Origin of the sequence: Bordetella genomosp. 13 (assembly GCF_002119665.1) — a bacterium.
Classification (GTDB): Bacteria; Pseudomonadota; Gammaproteobacteria; order Burkholderiales; family Burkholderiaceae_B; genus Bordetella.
Map to the genome: position 1 here is coordinate 3077261 of NZ_CP021111.1, position 23503 is coordinate 3100763.

General features: G+C 69.4%; 13 protein-coding genes. 5 read left to right on the plus strand and 8 right to left on the minus strand.

The genetic code is table 11. From position 1 onward, the window contains the following. Positions 1 to 3 precede the first annotated feature (3 nt). The 3 genes from CAL15_RS13815 to CAL15_RS13825 form a co-directional block, all read right to left on the minus strand. The gene (locus CAL15_RS13815; RefSeq protein ID WP_086079129.1) at positions 4 to 1359 is read right to left on the minus strand and encodes a type II toxin-antitoxin system HipA family toxin; all 1356 of its coding nucleotides are present in this window, start codon (positions 1357 to 1359) and stop codon (positions 4 to 6) included. Then, positions 1356 to 1673 carry a helix-turn-helix domain-containing protein gene (locus tag CAL15_RS13820; RefSeq protein WP_086079130.1) on the minus strand — a complete coding sequence of 106 codons (318 nt, stop codon included), beginning with the start codon at positions 1671 to 1673 and terminating at the stop codon, positions 1356 to 1358. The genes CAL15_RS13815 and CAL15_RS13820 overlap by 4 nt, the downstream gene beginning before the upstream one ends. Before the next feature lie 127 nt (positions 1674 to 1800). Beyond that, positions 1801 to 3291: an AMP nucleosidase gene (locus CAL15_RS13825; RefSeq protein ID WP_420042506.1), complete on the minus strand. Its 1491-nt coding sequence runs from the start codon at positions 3289 to 3291 to the stop codon at positions 1801 to 1803. Positions 3292 to 3606: 315 nt separating this feature from the next. Between CAL15_RS13825 and CAL15_RS13830 the strand changes: the two genes are divergently transcribed. After that, a complete protein-coding gene (locus tag CAL15_RS13830; protein WP_086079131.1) occupies positions 3607 to 4200 on the plus strand; it encodes a C40 family peptidase in 594 nt (197 codons plus the stop codon). Between the two features lie 23 nt (positions 4201 to 4223). Here the strand turns inward: CAL15_RS13830 and CAL15_RS13835 are convergent, their stop codons facing one another. Then, positions 4224 to 4991: an SDR family oxidoreductase gene (locus tag CAL15_RS13835; RefSeq protein WP_086079132.1), complete on the minus strand. Its 768-nt coding sequence runs from the start codon at positions 4989 to 4991 to the stop codon at positions 4224 to 4226. Between the two features lie 130 nt (positions 4992 to 5121). On the opposite strand from CAL15_RS13835, the gene gmk reads away from it, so the two are divergent. From gmk to CAL15_RS13850, 3 genes are read left to right on the plus strand one after another with little or no spacing between them, the layout of a single operon-like run. Continuing rightward, entirely contained in the window at positions 5122 to 5754 is a 633-nt protein-coding gene (gmk, locus tag CAL15_RS13840; protein ID WP_086079133.1) for a guanylate kinase, read from the plus strand. A gap of 55 nt (positions 5755 to 5809) precedes the next feature. Then, a complete protein-coding gene (gene rpoZ, locus CAL15_RS13845; RefSeq protein ID WP_025516363.1) occupies positions 5810 to 6013 on the plus strand; it encodes a DNA-directed RNA polymerase subunit omega in 204 nt (67 codons plus the stop codon). A gap of 19 nt (positions 6014 to 6032) precedes the next feature. Further along, entirely contained in the window at positions 6033 to 8318 is a 2286-nt protein-coding gene (locus CAL15_RS13850) for a RelA/SpoT family protein (protein ID WP_086079134.1), read from the plus strand. Between the two features lie 42 nt (positions 8319 to 8360). Here the strand turns inward: CAL15_RS13850 and glnQ are convergent, their stop codons facing one another. From glnQ to glnH, 3 genes are all read right to left on the minus strand, one after another. Further along, positions 8361 to 9089: a glutamine ABC transporter ATP-binding protein GlnQ gene (gene glnQ, locus CAL15_RS13855; protein ID WP_086079135.1), complete on the minus strand. Its 729-nt coding sequence runs from the start codon at positions 9087 to 9089 to the stop codon at positions 8361 to 8363. Between the two features lie 43 nt (positions 9090 to 9132). Next, a complete protein-coding gene (locus CAL15_RS13860) occupies positions 9133 to 9702 on the minus strand; it encodes an ABC transporter permease subunit (RefSeq protein ID WP_232468233.1) in 570 nt (189 codons plus the stop codon). 332 nt (positions 9703 to 10034) lie between these two features. After that, on the minus strand, positions 10035 to 10784 hold the full coding sequence (gene glnH / locus CAL15_RS13865) for a glutamine ABC transporter substrate-binding protein GlnH (RefSeq protein WP_086079137.1): 750 nt from the start codon (positions 10782 to 10784) through the stop codon (positions 10035 to 10037). A gap of 231 nt (positions 10785 to 11015) precedes the next feature. Between glnH and CAL15_RS13870 the strand changes: the two genes are divergently transcribed. Further along, positions 11016 to 12035, plus strand: coding sequence for a C45 family autoproteolytic acyltransferase/hydolase (locus CAL15_RS13870; RefSeq protein ID WP_086079138.1), 1020 nt, complete (start codon positions 11016 to 11018; stop codon positions 12033 to 12035). Positions 12036 to 12075: 40 nt separating this feature from the next. Here the strand turns inward: CAL15_RS13870 and CAL15_RS13875 are convergent, their stop codons facing one another. Then, positions 12076 to 23352, minus strand: a complete 11277-nt coding sequence (locus CAL15_RS13875; protein ID WP_086079139.1) for a filamentous haemagglutinin family protein — start codon at positions 23350 to 23352, stop codon at positions 12076 to 12078. Positions 23353 to 23503: the final 151 nt, after the last annotated feature.

Genomic DNA, 23503 nt, shown 5'->3' on the forward strand with positions numbered 1-23503 from the left:
CATTCAAGCGCCCGCGGCGCGACGCGCCACCGACTGCACCATGGGCTGCGCCATGAAATGCGCCTGCAGGTTGGCGCGCTGCCGGGGCGTCAGCGTGGCGCTTTCGATCATGCCGGGCCAGGACTGCCAGGCCGCCTTCGCGCACTCGCGCACGACCCGCGAGGCCGGCTTTTCCGGGATCCCCAATTCGGCGCAGAAGACGCGCAGCATGGCGGGCGTGAGGCTGGGCTTGCGTCCGCCGCCGGCTTGAGCGCCGCGCGGCTCCAGCCCCGCGGGCACGATGCGCAGCGCGTGGCCGGCACAGGGCTGATATGCGGAATAGGCCACCACGTCGTAGGCCGGCGCCAGCCGCGGGTCCCGACCATCGGGATAGATGACCCCCAGGTTCTTCAGATGCATGTCGGGATTGCCCAGCATCTCGTTGACGGCAATGCGGCGCAGCAGCTCGTGCACGGCGTCCTCGCCCATCGACGGAAAGGCCAGCATGGCGGCGGCCACGTCCAGGTAGCTGGCCGCCGAGTATTTCTCTTCGGGCATGGCGCCCAGGATCTGCGCGAAGTCTTCGCAATGCACGCGCGTGCCCGCCTGGCGGTCATAACGGATCACGGCCAGGAAATGCGTGTCTTCGCCGGCATCGCCCAGGTCGTATCCATGTTCGACCTGAAGCTTGCGCAGCGGCTCGAGTCGGGCCTCGCAGACCGTGACGCCCGCCGCCCGGGCCAGCGACAGAGACAGGGCCTCGAGCTCGGGCAGCAGAGGCTGCCCCACCACCGGCAGCTTGGCGATGATGTGGGTGTCGTGGTCCTTCGTGCGACCGACGTAGCGCCCGCCCGCCGCGATCACGCCCACCTTGGGCTGCACGCCCGACAGCGACACGCCGTCTTCCATCGGGTCGGCGGTCACCGTCATTTCCAGCGCGTCCTGGTTCTGCGTGACGTACACCGCCAGTTCATCGCGCGAGAGCTCGACGGGTCGCGCGTAGACGTTGCCTGGCAGGTCGGCGCCGCAGGCCGCCAGCATCTCGAAATGGTCCTTGGGATCGCACCCGCGCAGACGCGCCACATGGTCGCGGAACACGCCCTCGGGCAGCAGATTCTGGAAGAAAGCGGGCAGCAGCCACCCGTTGTGCGCGGAATGCCGTCCATTGAGCGGTTCGGCGCGCACGTCGGCCCAGAATGCGGCCTGCTCGTCCACGGTGTCGGCTACGTACGCCGCCGACAGTACCGGCGCGGCCGCGTCGCGCGCATAGCCGGACTCGGCGACGAAGCGCGTGACGGCCTCGGCCCCAGGCATGGCGTACTGGAACAATACGCCGACACGCCGAGCTCCCAGCATGATGGCCAGCGCCCTGAGGTTCATCGCGGCTCCTGGTCGTCATCGGCGCCGCGCAGCCGGCGCAGCGCCCGCTGCACCCTGGTGGGAATGCGCGCGGGGGTGGCCGCGCCGCCCTCGTCGAGTGCGGCCCGCGCCCCCTTGGGCACCAGCACCACGTCCAGCCCCATGCGGTCGGCCAGGGCCAGCAGCGTGCTGATCTTGAAATCCTGCTCGCCGCTGAGCACGTTCGTGAGTGTGCGCTGCGATACGCCCGCGGCCTCGCGCAGGGTCGCCTGCGTCCAGCCCTGGCTTGCCAGACGCGCCTTCAATTGGGCGGACAGGCTTGGAATGGTATTCATGGCAGCAAAGTAGTGTTTATGATCGATCCACTACTATGTTGCCACATTCGGCGATAGAAAAATAGCAATAAAGTAGTATTTTTCGTACAAAAACTACTTTAATGCCACATCGGAGACCGACCGCCCACTATTGGAATGCCGTCTCCATGAAGGTGCGCAGCTTCCGGGAGTGCAGGCGCTCGGGCGGCATCTCCCGCAGCAGTTCCAGCGCGCGGATGCCGATTTCCAGATGCTGGTTGACCTGCCGCTGGTAGAAAGCGCTGGCCATGCCGGGCAGCTTCAACTCGCCATGCAGCGGCTTGTCCGACACGCACAGCAGCGTGCCGTACGGCACCCGGAAACGGAAGCCATTGGCCGCGATGGTGCCGGACTCCATGTCCAAGGCGATGGCCCGCGATTGCGCGAAGCGCTGCACCAGTTCGCCCTGGTCCCGCAGTTCCCAATTGCGATTGTCGATGGTGGCCACGGTGCCGGTGCGCATGATGCGCTTCAGGTCCCAGCCCGACAGACCGGCCACCTCTTCCACCGCCTGCTCCAGCGCCACCTGCACCTCCGCCAACGGCGGCACCGGCACCCAGGTCGGCAGGTCGGCATCCAGCACATGGTCGTCGCGCACGTAGCCGTGGGCCAGCACGTAGTCGCCGAGACGCTGCGAATCGCGCAGGCCGGCGCAATGCCCCAGCATCAGCCAGGCATGGGGGCGCAGCACGGCGATGTGGTCGGTGATGGTCTTGGCGTTGGACGGCCCCACGCCGATGTTGACCAGCGTGATCCCGGAATGCCCGGCCCGCACCAGGTGATAAGCCGGCATTTGCGGCAACCGGGCCAGTCCGGGCGTGGACGGTTCGGGCTGGCCGCGCAGCAGGATGCGGTTGCCCGGCTCGACCAGCGCGTCGTAGTCGCCCTCGCCCGCCGCCATCATGGCGCGCGCCCTCGCGCAGAACTCGTCCACATAGAACTGGTAATTCGTGAACAGCACGAAGTTCTGGAAATGCGTCGGCGCCGTCGCGGTGTAGTGCTGCAGCCGATGCAGCGAGTAGTCCACCCGGGTGGCCGTGAACGGCGCCAGCGGCCGCACTTTGCCCGGCTGGCCGCGCCAGGTGCCGTTCACGATGGCGTCGTCGGTCACCGCCAGGTCGGGCACGTCGAACAGGTCGCGCAGCGGCCGGCCGATGTTCTGCAGATGCTCCCCTTCGACGTAGGCGCCGTCGGGAAACGCGAAATGCAGCGGGATGGGCGTGTCGGATTCACCGACCTCGACCACGTTGCCGTGGTTGTGCAGCAGCAGTCCTATCTGCCGCACCAGGTAGTCGCGGAACAGCAGCGGTTGCGTGACGGTGGTCTGGTAGGCGCCCGGTTCGGCCACCTGGCCATACGACAGCCGCGAGTCCACCAGGTCGTGGGTGACAACAGTGATGCGAACCGCCGGATAGCATGCCCGCGCGCGGCAGATGGCCCGCCCCTCCAGCACGTCCTGGAATGCCTGCCGCAGGAAGGCGGTATTGCGCGTGTAGATCTCGATCAACCGATCTACCGCCGCGCCCGCCTCGTCAAAAGGTTGGAACGGAAGGAAATCGGGCCTGCGCACCGCGGAAGGCCCGGGGACTGCGTTCATCATCGTTCGGCTCCTCTGGCCCGCCGGCGCCGTGCACCGTGACGATGCCTGCCGTCGATTATGCCCCAGCGCCCGCCGCAACGCCGCCGCCGCGCGCCCGCCCGCACGACGCAAACGCCCCGGAAAGAGGCATTTCAATCGTGACAACCGACATATTTCTGAAAGAATTCATGAAATATGACGATCACAATGAAACTTTATCCCACTATAATCGTCGCAAATTTTCCGACGCCTCGGTCCCGTGCCGCCGTCATCTCGCTCTTTTTCGCCGGCTTCCTCTGGCTAGCCTCTGTCATCCGCGCCTTATTCACGACGTCCATGACCCCGCCCCAGCGAAAAAAACCAATCACGATACTGATCTCCTCTTCCGTACTCGCCGCCTCGGCTCTCGCGCTCAGCCTCATCGCCGCCCCCGCGCAAGCCACCCTGTCGTCCACTCCCGCACGCGCGAGCCTCGACGGCTTGCGCCTCATCGGCGAAGCCACTGTTCCCACGTTGCGTGACATGGTCGTACGCGCCGGCCTGGACGCCATCGGCACGCCCTACACCTGGGGCGGCGACGATCCCGACGACGGCTTCGACTGCAGCGGCCTGGTGCTGTTCGTCTATCGCGAAACCGCCGGCATGGAACTGCCTCGCACCGCCCGCGCGCAACGCAAGACCGGCAAGACGGTCGCGCGCGACCAGCTGCAGCCCGGCGACCTGGTGTTCTTCACCACGCGCGGACGCCGCGGCGGTATCTCGCACGTCGGCCTGTATGTGGGCCGCGGCGAGTTCGTGCATGCGCCCAGCCGCGGCGAATCGGTACGTGTCGACCGCCTGGACAACCACTATTGGAAGCGCACCTATGCGGGCGCGCGCCGCTACCTGAAGGGCAGCGAGACGCTGGTGGCCCGCGCCGGGAATCCCTGACCCCGACGCGGACGGCGCGGATCTCAGCCGCGCCCGACGAACGGCATGGTCGTGGCCATGATGGTCATGAACTGCACGTTCGTGTCCAGCGGCAGCGCCGCCATGTCGGCGACGGCCCGTCCCACGTGACCCACGTCCATGCGCGGCTCGACCCGCGTGCTGCCGTCGGCCTGCAGAATGCCCGCTGCCATGCGCTCGGTCATGTCGGTGGCGGCATTGCCGATATCGATCTGGCCGCACGCGATGTCGTCCTTGCGGCAGTCCAGCGAGATGGATTTGGTGAGGCCCGTGACCGCGTGCTTGGTGGCCGTATAAGCGATGGAGTACGGCCGCGGCGCATGCGCCGAGATCGAGCCGTTGTTGATGATGCGCCCGCCGCGCGGGTTCTGCGCCTTCATCAGGCGGATGGCGGCCTGGGCGCACAGGAACATGCCGGTCAGGTTGGTGTCCACGACTTCGCGCCAGGTCTCGATGGGCAGTTCCTCGATCGGCACCGCCGGCGCGCCCCGCCCCGCATTGTTGAACAGGACGTCCAGCCGGCCGTACGAGCGCTGCGTCTCGTCGAAGAGCTCTCGAACCGAGGCTTCGCGCGTGACGTCGGTGGGCACCACCAGCGCGCGGGCGCTGTCCTCGCCGGCGGCGATCCGCGTGTGCTCGAGCGGTTCGCGGCGACGCCCTGCCAGCACGACGCGGTAGCCGCGCGCCAGAAATTCGAGCGCCACGGCGCGCCCGATGCCGGTACCTGCACCCGTAACCAGCGCGACCTTGGCCGGTTGCTCGTTCGTCTGCATGCCATCTCCTTATTCTGCGGCAAGGAACCGGAGGATGCTAACAGAGCAATGGCGCAAGACCGACGGACAATCCGCAACACGGCCTGCCGATTTGCTATTCTTCGTGTCTCGCTGTCCGTGTTGCAAACTCATGACTCATACGCCCGGAAACGTCTTCATGGTCGTCGCGCCCAGCGGCGCCGGCAAATCCAGCCTGGTTCGCGCCTTGCTGGACCGGGATCCGTCGATCGTGCTGTCGATTTCGTGCACGACGCGCGCGCCGCGGCCCGGCGAAGTCGACGGCCGCGAGTACCGTTTCGTCACAAACGAAGCATTCGCGCAAATGCGCCAGAATGACGAACTGCTCGAGTGGGCCGAGGTCCACGGCAACTTCTATGGCACGCCGCGCGATCGCATCGACGCCGCCACACGCGCCGGCCACGACGTCCTGCTCGAAATCGACTGGCAGGGCGCGCGGCAGGTGAAGCAGCGCTTTGCGCAGGCAATCGGCATTTTCATCCTGCCGCCCTCCATCGAGGAACTGGCCAGTCGGCTTAAGGCGCGCGGCCAGGACGAGGACGCTGTGATCGCGCGCCGGCTGCTGGCGGCCGGCGGCGAGATCGCGCATGCGCCGGAATGCGAATATGTTATTATTAATCAAGAATTTAGCGTGGCATTAGCCGAACTGGGCCAGATCGTCAGCGCAGCGCGGCTGCGTTTTGCGTCCCAGGCGTCGCGCAATGCCCAGTTGTTCGCCCAGTTGGGCATCCCCGCGGCGCATTAGTCCTCTCCTCCGCTCGCAGTCATCCCTTCCCCCAGCATTCATCCAGGTAACGTCCATGGCCCGTATCACCGTCGAAGATTGTCTGAACCAGATCCCCAACCGCTTCAAGCTCACGCTGGCCGCTACGTACCGTGCGCGCGAACTGGCGCAGGGCCACGCCCCGCGTCTGGACACCAAGGACAAGCCGACGGTCACGGCCCTGCGCGAAATCGCCTCTGGCCTGACCGGCCTGGAGATGCTGCGTAAAGTCCCGACCTGATCGGGACTCGAGGCGCGGCATGGCATTTCCCGGACTGAGATACGCATCGTCTGGGCTGCTGGCCGCGCTTCGCGCCGGATCGCGGCTGGGCCGCCGATCGGGCCGCAAGAATGCCGCCGCGGGCGCCCATGCCGAGGCGCCGGCCGAAGAACCCGCCGTCTCGCCGGTCGCCTCGCTGGCGCCGCTCACCGAGATCATCGCCAGCTACCTCGACCCCAAAGAGGTCGAGCGGGTGCGCGAAGCCTACCGCTTCGCCGACCAGGCCCACCTGGGCCAGTTCCGCGCCAGCGGGTCGCCCTACATTTCCCATCCCATCGCGGTCACCGAGATCTGTGCCGGCTGGAAGCTCGACGCCAATGCGCTGTCTGCCGCCCTGCTGCACGACGTCATCGAAGACCAGGGCATTGCCAAGCACGAGCTTGCCGAGAAGTTCGGTCCTGAAGTGGCCGAACTGGTCGACGGCCTGTCCAAGCTGGACAGGCTCGACTTCGCCACCAAGGCCGAGCAGCAGGCCGAAAGCTTTCGCAAGATGCTGCTGGCCATGGCGCGCGACGTACGCGTCATCCTCATCAAGCTGGCCGACCGCCTGCACAACATGCGCACGCTGGACGCGGTCAGCGGCGAGAAGCGCCGCCGCATCGCGCGCGAAACGCTCGACATCTACGCGCCCATCGCGCATCGACTGGGCCTGAACCTGCTGTTCCGCGAACTGCAGGACCTGTGTTTCGCGGCCATGTACCCCAACCGCTACCAGGTGCTGTACCGCGCCGTGCTGGCTGCGCGCGGCAATCGGCGCGAGGTCATCGGCAAGATCGAGGACGCCGTGCGCGCCGCCCTGCCCGCCGCCGGCATCGAGGCCGAGGTCAGCGGACGCGAGAAGACGCTGTACGGCATCTACCGCAAGATGCAGGAGAAGAAAAAGTCCTTCTCCGAAGTGCTGGACATCTACGGGTTTCGCGTCATCGTGCACACGCTGCCCGAATGCTATCTGGCGCTGGGCACGCTGCACCAGCTCTACCGCCCCGTGCCGGGCAAGTTCAAGGACTACATCGCCATTCCCAAGGTCAATGGCTACCAGTCCCTGCACACCACGCTGGTGGGCCCCTACGGCACGCCGGTCGAGTTCCAGTTCCGCACGCGCGACATGCACCACATCGCCGAGGAAGGCGTGGCCTCGCACTGGTTGTACAAGGAAGACGACCTCAGCCTGAACGACCTGCAGAAGCGCACGCACCAATGGCTGCAGTCGCTGCTCGACATACAAAGCCAGACCGGCGATTCGGGCGAATTCCTCGAGCACGTCAAGGTCGACCTGTTCCCCGACGCGGTGTACGTGTTCACCCCGCGCGGCAAGATCATCTCACTGCCGCGCGGCGCCACGCCGGTGGACTTCGCCTACGCCATCCACACCGACATCGGCAACCAGGCGGTGGCGGCCAAGATCAACAGCGAGTTCGTGCCGCTGCGCACCGAACTCGAAAGCGGCGACACCATCGAGATCATCACCTCGCCGGCGTCGCGTCCCAACGCACAGTGGCTCAATTACGTGCGCACCGGCCGCGCCCGGTCCGAAATCCGCCACTACCTCCGCACGGTCAAGTACGAAGAGTCGGTCGCCTTCGGCGAGCGCCTGCTGACGCAGGCCTTCCAGTCGCTGCACCTGACCTTGCCGTCCGCGGACGACCCGCAATGGGAGAAGCTGGCGCGCAGCACGGGCGCCAGCTCCCGCGACGAGATCCTGGCCGACATCGGCCTGGGCAAGCGCCTGGCGGCCGTGGTGGCGCGTCGCTTCGCGCCCGACAATCCGCTGGTGGCCACCACGGCCGCGGCGGTCGATGAGATCACCTCGGCGCGCGCCGCCCCCATCCTCATCCAGGGCAACGAGGGCCAGGCCGTGCAATTGGCGCCGTGCTGCGGCCCGCTGCCCGGCGACGCCATCATCGCCGGCATGCGGCTGGGCCAGGGCGTGGTCGTGCACACCACCGACTGTCCCATCGCCACGCGCGCGCAGGCGCGCGAACCCGAGCGCTGGGTGCCGGTGGCCTGGGACGCCCACACCGCCAAGCACCTGCCGACCCGCCTGGACATCGTCACGCGCAACGAACGCGGCGTGCTGGGCAGGCTGGCGGCAGAAGTGACCGCCGCCGATGCCAACATCGTGCACGTCACCATGCACGACGATGCCGTATCCACGGTGTCGCTGCATCTGACCGTGCAGGTGGACAGCCGCAAGCACCTGGCACAGGTCATCCGCGCCATCCGCCACGTGCCGCAGGTGCAGAAAATCGTACGCGTGAAGGGCTGATTCGCCCGATCGCCGGCCCACACTCCGGGGCCTATCCGCTGCTCAGGCCACGTGCTGCAGAAAATCCCTCAGCCGCTGGCTGGGCGGATTGGCCAGCAGTTCGGCGGGCGGTCCGTCGTGGGCGATCTTGCCGCCGTCGATGAACAACAGCCGGCTGCCCACCTTGCGCGCGAACTCCATCTCGTGCGTGACCACGATCATGGTCATGCCATATTCGGCCAGGTCGCGCATCACCTTCAGCACCTCGTGGCGCAGTTCGGGATCGAGCGCCGACGTGGGTTCGTCGAACAGCATCAGCTTGGGACGGATGGCCAGCGCCCGGGCGATGGCCACGCGCTGCTGTTGCCCGCCCGACAGCTCCGAGGGATAGTGGTCCATGCGTTCGGCCAGCCCCACCTTGTCCAGCAGTTCCCGGGCGATCTCGCGGGCCTGGGCGCGGGACGTGCCGCGCGTGTGGACCGGACCGAACATCACGTTCTGCAGCGCGGTCATCTGCGGGAACAAGTTGAACTGCTGGAACACCATGCCCGCCTCGCGGCGGATCTCGCGCACCTGCCCTGCCGAGCCGCGCACGCTGAGGCCATCCACCAGCAGATCGCCTTCCTGGATGGTCTCCAGCACGTTGATGCAGCGCAGGAACGTGGACTTGCCCGAGCCCGACGGTCCCACCACCACCACGACCTCGCCCGCCTCGATGTCCAGCGTGATGCCGTCGAGCACCGTGGACGTGCCGAAGCGTTTGATGACGTCGCGGAATTCGACCATGCTCATTGAGTTGTCTCCTGTCGCTGCACGCCGCTTTCCCGAGTACGGGTCACAGTATGCGCATCCGTTTCTCCAGCAGCCGCAGCCCCAGGGCAATGAGGCCGGTGAGCACGAGATAGATGATGGCCACGGCCGTCCAGATCTCCAGCGCGCGGAAGTTGCTTGCCATGATTTCCTGGCCCTGCCGGGTGAGTTCGGCCACGCCGATCACGATGAACAGCGACGAGTCCTTCAGGCTGATGATGCACTGGTTGCCCAGCGGCGGAATCATGCGGCGGAACGCCACGGGCCCGATGATGTGCAGCAGGATCTTGTGGAACGGCAGCCCCATGGCCTGGCCCGCCTCGCGCAGGCCCTTGTGCACCGATTGCAGCGCGCCGCGCACGATCTCGGCGATGTAGGCGCCCGAATTGATGATCAGCGTGGCGATGGCCGCGGGCTCGGCCTCGACCCGTATGTCGGCCAGCACGGGCAGCGCGAAGTAGATGAACATCACCTGCACCACGATGGGCGTGCCGCGCATGACGGCCACATACAGGCTTGCCACGTCGCTGGCCAGCATTGCGAACGGCGCGGCCAGCACGGCGGGGCCGGCCGCCCGCAGCGCCGGCGCGAGCATCGCGGCCGCCACCGCCAGCACGACCGCCCAGTACACCAGCTGCACCAACGGCGCGGCGCCGTAGATCCAGATGAAGTACGCCGCCAGCGCCGCGATCAGTACCCAGGGCAGCGCCGTCACGCGCCGGCCGTACCGCAGCGCCGCGTCGGGCACGCCGGCGCGGCCATACGTCTTCGCCACGCCCGCCAGCACGCCCAGCAGGAAGCCGCCCACGAGACCCCATACGGTGATCTTGATGGTCATCAGTGTGCCATCGAGCAGACTCGGCAGCGCCCCCCAGATTACGGACCAGTCGAATTCCACGGTCGCTCCCTAAAACGTGGGAAGCCGGTTCAGGGCTTCTGGCCGAACCACTTGGTGTAGAGCGCGTCGTACTGGCCGTTGGACTTCAGCGTGGCCAGCGCCTTGTTCACCTGGGGCACGAGCTCGCTGCCCTTGGGGAAGGCGATGCCGTAGAAATCGCCGCTCTTGACCGACCCGGCCACCTTCACGCGGCCCTTGCCGGCCGTGTTGGCGTAGTACTGCACGTTGGGCGTGTCGTGCACGGCGGCATCGACGCGGCCCGTGGCCAGTTCGAGATAGGCGTTGTCGATATTGGGAAATAGCTTGAGCTTGGCGTCCGGCACCTGGTCCCGCATGAAGTCCACCGTGGCGGTACCCGTCTTTACGGCCACCGTCTTTCCGGCCAGGTCTTTTGCCTGCTTGACGTCGCTTTTGGTGTTGACCAGGATGGCCAGGCCGCTTTCGTAATAGGGATCGGAGAAGTCCACGACCTTCTTGCGGTCGTCGCGGATCGTGATGCCGGCAAGCGCCACGTCGATGTTCCGGGTCTGCAGGCCCGGGATGATGCCGTTGAAGTCCATCGGCTGCAGCCGGTACTTCAGGTTCAGTTCTTTGGCGATGGCCGCCCACAGCTCGACGTCGAAGCCGGTGTAGGTATTGCCCTGCTTGAATTCGAAGGGGACGAAGGCGGTGTCGGTGGCGACGATGAGTTCGCGGTTCTGGGCCGAGGCGGATGGCGCCAGAGCGCACAGGGCCATGGACATGCCGGCCAGGACGGCGGCGAATTTGGCTTTGATCATGAAGTTGCTCCTCTCGTTCTGGATCCTGGTTGGATACCCGCGCGCAACGTGGCCGGCCGCCTGTTTTTGGTAGAGGCCCGCGGCGCGCCGTCCAGGGATCGCGGGCGGCACGGCTGGGGGCATCTTAGCAATGTGTCCCCGCCTACGCCATGGCCGTAAATTTTTGTCGCCAGAAGGGCCGCTTGCGACTGCGCGCCCCACACCTACAATCAAGCGAATCTGGAGGCTGCCATGTGGCCCAAACCCGTGAGCATTTCCGGTACGCGGCGGCGCGTCGGCATCGAGCTCGGCAAGCTCGGCCGCGGTCGGCTGGAGCCGTACCTGGACCAAAGTCCGTTGTGGGCCGCGTTGCGCCCATGGTGCGGCCATGCCTATCTGGACGAGCTCGCCGGGCGCGCCCAAAGCGCGCTGCCCGCAATCTGGCAAGAGTTCGAGGGCATGGCCGAGGGCCTGCGCATGGCGCCCACGGACCTGCTGTTGTGGCAATGCAGGGGCGACCTGCTGCATCCCGCCGCGGATGGTTGCACGTCCATCGCCTGGCGCGGCCGCGACGGCGTCCGCTGGATCGGGCACAACGAAGACGGGGATGCCTATCTGCACGGCAAGTGCGCGATGGTGGACGTGCGACCCGGCGATGCCCCTGGGTATGTGGCCTTCGCCTATCCCGGCTCGCTGCCGGGCCATGCCTTCGGCGCCAATCATGCCGGGCTGGTGCAGGCCATCGACAGCGTGCGCATGCGCTCGCGCCGGCCCGGCGTGCCGCGGCTGTTCCTGGCGCGCGCCGTGCTCGACTGCGAAACGCTGGACGACGCCGTGCAGATGCTGCAGACGCATCCGCGCGCCGGCGGCCTCCATCACCTGCTGGGCGCCGCGAACGATCCGCGCCTGCTCGGCGTGGAAAGCGCCCCGGGGCTGTGCTCGGTGGCGTCCATCGAGCGCGGGGCCGCGCATACCAACCACCTGGTGCACTCCGGCGCGGCGACCATGCGCCAGGCGGTCACCGACTCATCGCGCGCGCGCCAGCGGCGCGTCGAGAACCTGATGGACCAATGGGACGCGGACAGCGGCGCGCAGCAGATCCTGGCGGCGCTGCAGGATACCGAGGGCGACGCCCCCGTGCTGCGGCACTCGGCCAACGACCCGGACGGGGAGAACACGCTGGCCACCGCGCTGTTCGAGATGCGCGACGGCGGGCTGTCGCTGCATCTGTACGACCGCGGCAAGGAAGTGGCCAGCCTGCCTATCGTATGAGGTGGCGGGCGGCGCCCAAGGCCGCCCTGCCGGACTGGGCCTACAGCCCGAAGCGGCGCCGCTCCTGCGGCGTCAGCCGCGCCAGTTGCGCCGCGCTCAATGCGCCGTCGCCCACCACCTGCACCGGGCTCTCGGTGCGGTATGCCAGGGGATCGGCGCGATCTGCGGGCCCGCTCGCTCCTGCCGCGGGAACCACCGCTCGCGATCCGGAGGGCTCCGCGCCAAAGCCCAGGATCTGCACGCTGATGACCGAAGGCAGATTGCGGCGGGCCTCGCCGCGCTGGCGCGCCAGCAGGTCCTGCGCGGTCGACGCCGCCGCGGTGCTGGCCGAGCTGGCTGCCGTCAGCGCGCCGACGTTCACGCTCACCATCTCCGGCATGCCAGTGGTCTCGCCCTGCACCTGCAGGTTCGCGGCATTCAGCACATGCAGCGCCGCCACGTTGAAATTGCCGGCGACCCGCACCCCGGCATCGCCGAAGTTGATCGTGCCTTCCGGCGCCACCAGGTCCACGTCGCCCTCGCCCACCGTGCCGATGCCGCTACCGCTCATGTCCGAACGCTCGAGGATGCGCGTGTTGCCGTCGTCGTCGGTGACGATGTCCGGCGCCGACGGCACGCGCACGGTCTTCGCCCCGCGTCCCGCGTCGATGTCGCCGCGCGTGGACCAGATGATCTGGTCGCTGCCCTGGCGCGTGGTCTCGGGCACGAAGGACAGGATGCGCGAACGGTTCACCGTGACGTCCTCGTGCGCGTAGATGTTGATGTGCCCCGAGGCCAGCGTCACCAGCCCCGCGCCTGGCGCGATGGTGGCGCCCAGCGCGGCCACCTGCACACCGCCTCCGGGCGTCAGAACCTGGATGTCGCCGCCCGCCTGCGTGCGCAGCGACAGGCTGTTGGCCGCCACGTCGCCGCGCCATTGGTCGCCCGGGAACAGCGCATCGATGGCCACATGGCCGCGGTTGTAGCCGCCGTTGCGCGGCAGCCCATCCGCGCCGGGGTGGTTCTGGTCGCGGCCGGCATCGCGCAGTTCGTGCAGGAAGACCTGGCGCAGGAACTGCTGCCGCGCCAACGCCGGCAGTTCGCCGAAGCGCTGCCAGGCAGCCAGGGGCTCGAGCGTCTCGCCGGTCATCGCGGCCACGTAGGAGACCAGGCCGCGGCGCACGGTCTTCTCCAGCCCGCCCGCGCGGCTTTCCACCGCGTCGGTCAGATAGATGGGCAGCAAAGCCCCCGACGAGGAATCCTTCAGGTGATCCGGCATGGCCGACACGTACGCCGGATCCAGATAGGCTTGCGCGAACGCGTCGTAGGCCGCCGGCTGGTTCATGCCCGCCATCACCGTGATGGCGGCGCCCTGCTGCGGCAGGCCCAGCACCTGGGTGTTGGGCAGCGGGCGGTTGTTTCCGTCGTAGTACTGGTTGCCCAGCGTCTGGATTTCCAGGTCGCCGGCGTAGACGTCGCGTCCCGCCGAGAGCAAAACCAGGCCGGGCCCCAGCGCGCGCAGGCCATTGGGCACCAGGAAGCCATAGACGGGCTGCAGGGCGACGATATCGTTGCCCGCCTCCAGCAGCGTCACGTCGCTGGCGCGCACGTTGCGAGCCTGGACGTTGAAGCTGCGGATATCGCGGCCGGCGCGCACCCAGGTCTGCTCGGACGCGTCCAGGTTCAGTCCGGTGATCGAACCTTGCGCGGAATAGATGCGGCTGGGCTCGAAGTCGGCAGCTTGCGGCAGTTCCGACGGATTGGTGCGTCCCACCAGCCTCGGGTCGGTATGGTGCGCGCCGTTGGGCGCGTTGCGCAACTCGATATCGGCCGCCCCCCAGCTGGCGGCTGGCCGGTAGGGCGAGGGCAACATGGCCGGCGTGGCCGCCGACAGGATCACCTCTGCCATCGGCATGCGCTGGTGGAACAGGAACTGCTGCATCGCCTCGACGTCGATGTTCTCGAAACGCAGGTCCTGCTGCGCCAGCAGGCCGAGGTCCTGCCGCGCTGCCGGCATGACGTACATCGGCCCCTGCACCGCCAGCGCGCCGTCCAGGGCCACGACCCGCGACAGCGCGGGATAGAGGTTGCCACCCGCCCCCACCAGGTCATCCGTGGGGGTGGTGTAGTTGTATATCGTCACGTCGCGGAAGACGAAATCGGCCTGGTTGACCAGCGTGACGTCGCCGCCGGTGGACACCAGCCGCAGCGAGGTGCGGTCGGTATAGCCGCTCATGTAGGCGCCGTACGGTCCCAGCTCGTCGGGCTCGGGCGGCGTGCCCGTGCCATCGTAAGTCGGGCGCACCAGCAGCGGGTCGATGATGGCCTGCAGACGCAAGTCGCCCGAGGTGCGCAGGGTCAGCTCGGCATCGCCCAGCGCCAGCACCGGCGCGATGTCGTACTCGCGCCTCGTCATGTTGACTTCGTGGGTGATCACCACGCGATGCCCGATGGCCGTCTCGCCCGCGTCGATGCGGCCGGCGCCGCGCGCCACGTAATACTGGCCGCCGCGTATGGCCCCGCCCGCGTCCACCGTCATGGCGCCACCGTTGCGCAGCTCCATCCGCATGGTCTCGGTCGCCGTGCGGCCGCCGCGCATGCGCATGTTGGTGGCCAGCGCCACGACCAGGTTGTCCAGGTCGCCGCCCGCGGCCAGCGACACGTTGCCGCCACCCAGCGCGCCCACGCCCTGGCGAAAACCGCCGAAGTCGATCCACCAGCTCGACTGCTGCGGATCCTCGTATAGCGGCAGCACGTACGGGGGCTCGTCGATGAACTGGTTGCGGCCCGCGAGGAAAGGACCGAAGTAGCCCTCTTCGTTGATATTGCCCTGCCGCTTCAACCATTCGACGAAGCGCTGGCCGGAATGCCTGGCCTCTACGTTGCCCTGAGCGATGACGTCCACGTGACCGCCGTGCACGCCATAGACGGCATCGGGCGCCGCGGTGGTGAAATCGCTCCAGGTGGTGGTGTCGCGGCGCCCGGCCGTGTAGATGGCCGAGTCCTTGTGAACCAGGCGCAGGTCGCGGCCGGCCCGCACGATCAGGTCGCCGGTACCGGTGCGCACCAGGTTGCCCACGCCATCGGCCGCATCGTCGCTGCTGTCCACCGTGCCCAGCGTGATGGCGCCCTGCCCCGCATCCAGCAACGCCATGGGCCGCAGCGCCAGTACGTCGGCCGACGCCAGGTCGGCGCCCGCGACCAGACGCAGGCTCCACGAATCGCCGGTCTGCAGAGAACCTTCCCGGCCCGCGATATCGAAGCCGTCGCTGAGGTGGCCGGTCAGGTTGAGGTTGCCCGCGGCGCGCAAGGTCAGGCTGCCGGCTCGCGCGGCGCCCAGGTCGGCGTACAGGTTCCAGTCCGAGCGCATCGACAGGTCGTCGTCGCTGCGGATCTCGATGCCCGGCATGATGGCCAGGCCGCCGCCTACCCGTGCCGCGATGGCCGACGCATGGTCCGCGAAGTCCAGCGCGTCGGAGACGGCCGGGTTCCTCACCGCTTCCACCGTGTCGCTCAGGTAGACCCGCATGCCCTCGAGCACGGCCAGCCGCGCGCCGTCCACCCGCACGCCCACCGGTCGCGCCGACAGGTCGTGATTGTCCGCCGTACGCGGCGCGCGCAGGCGCACTACGCCGCCCTCGCCGCCCGCCACGTCGATCAGGCCGGCGCCCGCGTCCAGCCAGCCGCCGGCCGCCTCCAGCGTCACCCGGCCGCTGCCCAGTTCCCCGGTGCTGCCGGCCAGCAGGCGGGCAGCCGCGTCCGTGGCCACGCCGTCGCCGCCCGTCACCCGGATCGAGCCGCCATACGGGGCACGGGCATCCACGGAACCGCGCACGAGCACGGCGCCGCGATCGGCCGTCAGCACGAAATCCTGCGCCCGGGTAAGGCCGTCGATCACGACGTCGCCTTCGCGCACGCGGAAGTGACGCGCTCGAGCGAAGCCGGCCTCGTTCAGCCGCGTGGCCAGGCCGCCGAAGTCCGGCAGCGCGTCGATGTCCAGCGAGAAGGCGCCGGCCAGCCCGCCCCGGCCCGCCAATGCGTGGATGGCACCGTCCAGCGCGACCGTGCCGCCGCCCTCGGCCACGATGGCCAGCCGTCCGGCATTGCCGCCGTCCGGATGGGCGGCCAGGTCGAGCAGGCTGCCGGGCTGCAGCCGCACGTCGCCGGCCAGGGCGGTCAGCTCCACACGCCCCGCGTCGGCATACTCCGTCTGGTCGTAGATGGCGCGGGCGGAGCCGCCCACGGCGATGTGCGCACCGTCGGCCACCACCAGGTCGCCGCGCGTGGCCGTCAAGGCCAGCACGCCGCCCTGCAGCCCGGCGCGTCCGGCGAACATCACCTCGCCGCCGGACAGCGCCAGACTGGCACCCAGGCTGTTGCGCCCGGCGCCGGCCGCTGCACCCGGCTCCGACAGCGCTTGCAGCGCCCCCCGCGTGCGCACGGTATGGTTGGCCGCGCCGGAGGCGGTAAGCATGGGCGTGCGCAGCGTCAGCGCGCTGTCGCCCGCATCGAATGTGCCCCCGCCCTCCACGACGATCTCGCTCTTGCCCGCCAGGACCACGGCGCCCAGCCCTGATGCGGATTTCTCGCCCGCGGCCAGCACCAGCCGGTCGGCCTCCAGGGTCAATGTGCCGCCGCCGGCCGTCGCCGCGCCGCCGGCCGTACCGGTAAGGTTCTGCAGCGTGATCGTGCCGCCAGCCACGCGCACGTCATGTGCGCCATGGCCCACCAGCTGTGCGCCGTCCAGGACGACCGATTGCAGGCCCGCACCGGACAGGTCCACCGACTCGTGGAAATCGAACGTGGAGTAGCTGCGCAGCGTCAGCTGCCGCGAGCGGGCCAGTTGGGCGAGCGCGTTCTGGTCCAGCACCATGCCGCCCTCCGGACCGCCGAAGCCGATGCGGCCCGACGCCACCGACAGGTCATCTCCGGCCAGTCGGGCCGATGCGGCCAGGTCGGTGGTGCGCGTGGCGTCGATCAACAGCGCGGCGCCGCCATCCAGACGGACATCGGCCCCGATGCTGACGCGGCCGCCCACGCCGGTGTCGACGCCGGTACGCACCACGCGCGCGGCCGAGCCGCTGGACAGGCGCACCAGCGCGCCCCAGTCGCGCGCGGGCTCGGTCAGCACGTCGTCCTGCGCATCGAAATCGTCGATCACGCCGTCCCAGTTGTCGTCCAGGACGCCGTCGGGATCCGTGTACACGGCCGCGCGCTGCGGCTGCACGATGACTGTATCGCTGCCCGCCGCGCTGCCCTGCGCGACCGAGATGCGGCTGCCCTCTGCGATGGCCAGTTCATCCGATGCGGCGAGGATGATCTCCGGCCCGCTCAACACCGAATCGGCGCCGTTGCGCACCAGGATGTCCGTTGCCGTCACGTCGACGCGCGTGCCCAGCGGATCGCCCTGCCGCATGCCGCCCACCAGCAGGCTGCCCGCGCCGAAGCCCGTCAGGCTGCGGGCATCGATGATCAGGTATCCGTCGGCTCGCAGGGCCGCCTCGTCCCGGCCAGGCCCCACAATGGCGATCTTCCTGCTGGCGATGTCCACCATGCCCCCGCGGCCGCCCGGTGCGGCGTGCGATTGCAGGCCGCCGTCCAGCACCAGCTGCCGGTCCGCCTTGAAGACCACCGCGCCGCCGTCGCGCGGCAGGCGCGGCGTAACCACGTCCTGGCCGGTCAGCCTGTACTGCGAGCGCTTGAAGGCGTCGGATGCGAAGAACACGTTGGCATGCGCTTCGTTGTACTCCGTGTAGCGGCGCACGACCGAGCCGGGCATGACGCGCCAGGCAGTGTCCAGCGCGTCCCGGGTGCCCGCCGCGGCATTGCCCAGCCGGCCCTGAGCGATCGCGCCGCCATCGGCCAGGCGCACCGGCGCCCGCCCCGCACTGGTCCAGGCCCTGCCGGTGGATTGCACGGCGTAGGCGCCGGGCAGCAGGGCATAGCGGGCCGGCAGCAGCGTGTACCAGCCGGCCTGCAGGCCGCTGCCGCCCGCCAGCCACACCTGGGCGCCCGCCGCCGCGCCGACCACGGGCGACACACCGCGATAGCCCGGCAGCACCGCGTACATGCCCGGCTGGGCCAGCACATCGTGCGATCCGCCCGGGCCGGGCACGAACTCCCACGCATGCAGGTCGCCCCCGCCCGAGATGTCGACCAGCGAACCGTGCGCCATCGATACCTCGGGAGACTCGAACAGAATGCGCTTCTCGGGCGGCGCGGCGAGCTGGTAGTCGCTGGGCGTCTCGCCCTGCTCCTGCCGCAGCGCCGGATCGAGCCAGTATTCGTTGTTGCTCAGCGTGCCGTAGGGCACCGTCCACGCGCTCGACACGGAAGTGATGCTGCCCGCTTCGAGGCCGAGACGCTCTCCCGCCGCCAGCACGATCTGCCCGGCCGGCGCGCGCAGCACGCCCGCATGTTCGATGACGGGCGCCTCCAGGCGCAGCGTGCCGCCGGCCGACAGCGGCGCCTGCGCCTCTCCCAGGCGCTCCAGGCGGATGGCCTGCCCCGCGCGGACATCGGCCCGGACGGCCGTGGCGGGATACACCTGTCCGGCCCGCATCGTCAGGCGGCCGTCGACGGTCAGCGTGACGATCTCGCCGTACCGGCTGCCCAGCCGCAGGTCCTGCGCCTGCAGCAGCGTGTCCTCAAAGCCCGCGATGTGCACGCCCTCGCCGCTCACGAACGGGACGCCCGCGACGTCGATCAGCGCGGCCTCGACGGACAGGCGGCCGGACAGCCCGTCGGTGGCGGGCGCGACCGGCGCGCCGCCCGACAACGACACATACGGCGCCCGCAGCAGCACCTCGCCCGCGCCGGTGGAGGTGAGCGTGCCGTTCAGCGAGATCGAGCGGCCCAACGTCAGATTGACCGGATCGATCTCGATGGGCATCTTGTCGCCGCCGTTCAGGCCCAGGTCGGCGAAGCCGCCATCGGCGAATGCCGAGGGCCGCAGCGCCAGCGTATAGTTCTGTCCCGGCCGCGCGGCCGCCTCGCGCAGGACGTCGGTGGACAGCAGATAGTCGCGGAACATGTCCAGCGCCGCCGGTGTCAGCCCGAAGTCGGCGGGATCGAGCGGCGGAACCAGGCCCTTCGGCCCCTCGACCCGCTCGGAGACGGCGAAGCGCCTGACGTCCTCGAGCCGGGCCAGGAACTCGCGCGTGATGATCATCGGATCATCCACGGGCACGCCGTAACCGTCGCGCACCAGCGGCGCCCAGTCGATTCCGACGGCCTCCCATGGATCGTCGAAGGCGCAGACGCCATTGCCCGCCAGGCCGTAGCAGTCGGGGTCCAGGCTCCTGAGCATCTCGAGAATCTGATCGAGCAGTGCAGGCTCGCCCGCGCCTGAAACGGCATAGTCGACCTGCAGCGTGCCGCCCGCCGCGCCCGGCCCGCCCGCATGCCCTACCAGGCGCCCCGCGACCGTGCCGGTGCCCGAGATCGAGATCGAGCCCGCATCGCTCGCCAGCCGCAGCGGTCGAGACAACGCCGATCCGCCGCCCAGCCCGCCGGCCGGCGCGTCGATCCAGCCCGCGGCGCCCGACACATCGATCAGGGCTCCGGCCGGCACGTCGACCGACATGCCGCTCAGGCTGACCTTGCCGCCGCCCAGCACCTGGCCGGTGCGGCGCCCATGCGCGCCCATGTAGATGGCGGCCGCGCCCCGCGACAGCAGCTGCGCGCCGGAATGAAGGCGCACTGTCTCGCCCGTCAGAGCGATGACGCCGGCGGGCGCCTCCAACGTGCCGTGCACGGCTATGCTTCCCCCGAGTCCATCGGACGCCAGGGTCAGGCTGCCGCGCGCATCGGTGGTCAGCGATGCACCGGCGCCGATCTCGATGTGATGCGCTCCGAAGGTCAATTGCGCGGGGGCCCGGTCCAGGGCTTGCTGCAGCGGTGCGGCAGCCGGCGCGCCCATGTCGGCCACGCGTGAACCGGTGGGCGCGTCGACGTAGGCGGCGGGCTCGAGCAGCATCGACGCCGGCCGCTGCCGCACCGTGACGCCTTCCGGCACCCGGATGCGGTGCGGGCCGGCCTGCACCTCGACCGAACGGAAGCCGCGCTCGCCGTAGAGCGTGGCGGGCAGCACCAGCGTGTCGGCATCTGCGCCCTCGTCGGTGCCCGCGCCGCCTATCTGCACATCGGCGTCCGCCAGCAGTTGCAGCGATCCGCCGGAGCCTGCGGCATGCGCGCGCAGGTCCAGCTGATCCAGACCGGTTCGCGCGTCCACTCCGCCCAGTACGATGCTGCCGGCGTCCCCAGCCTGCAGCCCGGCGCCCGCGCTGCCGCCGCGCACCAGGCCGCCGCCCGAGACGTCGATGACGCTGCCCGCGCGGGCCACCAGCGGGCCGCGAGGCAGCTCGCCGTTGATCATCACCGACCCGCCGTCGAGCGCCGGCGCGACGGCGCCGGACCCATCGAGACGCGCGTTGATCCACTCGCCGGCGACGTCCAATCGCGCGGTCCCCGCCAGCGTGACCACGCCGCCGCCGCTGTCCAGAACGATACGGCCGCCCGGCGCGCGCAGCGTGCCCGCCACGTGGATGTCCATCTCCGAGTTCTCGACGCGGGACAGCACCAGCGATGCGCCCGGCGCCAGCTCCACGCGCGCGCCCTCCTCGATGTGCGCATGGTCGGTGATGAAGAGGTTGATCTCGCCCAGGCCCGAGCCGCTGAGTACGGAATCGGACAGCCACGTCTGCTTGATGCTGGCGTCTTCGCCGGTGCCCGTCTCGTCGGGGCTCAGGTAGCGGAACCAGGCGCCGTTCTCGGGCGAGTCGACCGTGAAATCGGCGGGCAGCAGGGTCGGCGCCGCGCTGATGTACACGCGCCCCGGCGACCACGTGGTGTCCGACACCGCGCTGCCGCCCACCACCAGGCTGCCGCCTGCCGGCCCCGCCGAATCGGCGCGTTGGTCGCCCGCGATGGTCCCGCCCCACAGGTCGCCCTCCAGCGCCATGTTGCGCCCGGCCTTGATCTCCAGCGAACCCGCGTCGCGCCCCTCGGCATAGCCCGGTTCGTAGCGCGGGCCGATCAGCGGATTCTTCCAGGTCGTGGACACGTTCCAGCGGGCGTGCTCGCGCACATACTCGCCCGCGACGCCCACGTAGACCATGTCGGGCGACGCGCTGCCGATGCGGTAATAGCGCCCGTCCGCGCCCTGCAGCACGGTCGACGTGTTCAAGCCGCCGGCATAGCGCACCGAGCCGCCCGAGACGTCGATGAAAGAGCCGGCCCGCGTGATGACGTCGCCGTTCTGGGTGACCAGCGAGATGCTGCCGCCTTGCGTGGACAGCTCCTGCAGGTCGGTGGCGCCCACGCCCACCCAGCCGCTCATGTCGCCCAGGCGCGTGCCGACCCACGCGCCCGGCACCGGTTTGCCGTCCGCATCCGTGACCCATTGCACGCCGGCCATGGGACCGTCGGTGAACGTGCCGCCGGCGCGGCGGTCGATCACCACCTTCTGCCCGCGCAGCCACGATTCGCGCAGCAGCGGCGAATCGCGCAGTTCGTTGATGCGGAACTCCGCCTCGATGAAATTGCGCTCCATGGGCACGCTGACGTCCCGCAGTCCGCCCACGCCCAGGAACGCGCCGGCGTCGATGTAGATGCGATTGCCGTCGGGCGCATGGCTGCTGACGGCGTCGCGGTACGCGCTCTCCTGGATGTAGAAGGCATTGGCGGCGGACTGCACGTCGATGTTGCCGGCCGGCACCCATACGTTGGCCTGGCTGCGCACGTCGACCACCTTGCCGTACAGCGTCACCCGGCCGGGCTCGTAGCGAGTGGCCAGGGCGGCCAGCTCGATCTCGCCGGTATCCCCGGCATCGGGCAGGATGCGCGTGACGCTGCCCGAGGCCAGGGTGAGCGTTCCGGAATCCCAACTGCTCATCTTGTCCAGATCGGCGCTGCGCGCATGCGTGCCCTGCCCCCAGGCGCGCAGCACGATGGAGCCGTTGCGGTTGTTCAGCGCCGTGGTGGCCTGCAGCACGCCGCCCTGCGTCACGTTGAGCGACTGCATGGTGATGTTGCCGCGGTCGGACGACACCATGCCGGTGTTGACGGCCTCGTAGCCGACCTCGGCGGCCCGCGCGCGCATGCCGGGCAGCACGTCGGTGTCCATGATGAGCTTGGCATTCGGGTCGCCGCCGCGGAAGAAGGCGTCGGTGAGCTGGAAGTAGCTGTACAGGCGCGGCGCCGGCGCCGCCACCGCCACGTCCAGGCCGCGCCCCCCATCGGGATCCTCGGGGCGCGGCGCCTTCAGGAAGACGTTCTCGCCCGCCGCCAGAATCACCTGGCCGTCGGGCGCGGAGATCTCGCCCGCGTTGCGCACCTTGGGGCCGAACAGCATCACCTTGCCGGCCGAATGGGCTGTCAGCAAGGCGCCCGCCTCGACCGACACGCTGCCCGGCGCGGGACCGGGAACGAACTTTTCGCCGACATAGAAGTGCTGTTCCTCGGCGGACTCGCCGAACTGGGGCCGAGCGATGCCGGTGCCGCCGGGCAGTTCGATCATGTTCGGCGCGGCGATGCCTCGCATGAACTGGTCGTCGGTCAGCTTCAGGCTGGAAGCGATCAGCGTGCGCACGTTGACCTGACTGCCGCCATGGAAGACCACGCCGTTGCGGTTGACCAGGTAGACGGCGCCCTCGGCCTGGATCTGCCCCGCGATGCGGCTGGGCTTGCCGCTGGGATCGTCGATCCGGTTCAGCACCGACCAGGTGTTGCCCGTCTTGGCGTCGTTGCCCCCGCTCTGGTCGAAGCGCACGGTGGTGTCGCGGCTGACGTTGAAGGTTTTCCAGTTCAGGATGGCCTTCCTGTCGGTCTGCCGGATGGTGACCTCGGTTCGCCCGCCGCTCTGGCGCTGGGTCGGCGCCTGGGCGTTCAGCCAGATCGCGGCCGCATCGGCTTCCAGTCCGCCCTGCGCCAGGCCGTCAGGGATGTCGGACGGCGCGGCGTTTGCCGCGTCGCGTGCCGCGCGCTGCGCCGCCTGGTGCGCGGCGATGGCGGCTGCCGAACGGTTGACGTGGTCCAGGGACCGCTGCAGGTTGCGCTGGGTCTGCGCCTGCTGGCGCTGCGCCTGCAGCGAGCCCTGGCGCGCGGCATGCATGGCGGCTGCGGAGCGGCCAGCCTGGTCCTTGGCCTGGCCCTGCGCCGCGAACCACGCGCCGCCGCCGGGCGCCGCGACGGCCTGCGGCGCGGCCGCGCCGGCGGCCAGCAGCAACGCCGCCATCGCCGCGGCCACGGGCGTCAGGCGCAGCGCGGCGCTCTCGCCGTATCGGGCTGGCGAGGCGGAAGTGGTCGGGCGGAGCTGCGGTACGGACGAGCGCATCATGACTGGAGATCCCTGGCGAGACGGTTGCGGCGTTAGGTAGAAAGACGCCAAGCGGGCGGCTTCCCCCTATAGACGACCGCCGGCGCGACGGCGGGAACCAGTTTTTTCGTGATGTTTTTCTTACAGCGCGTTGGCGCCTCGCACGCCGCGA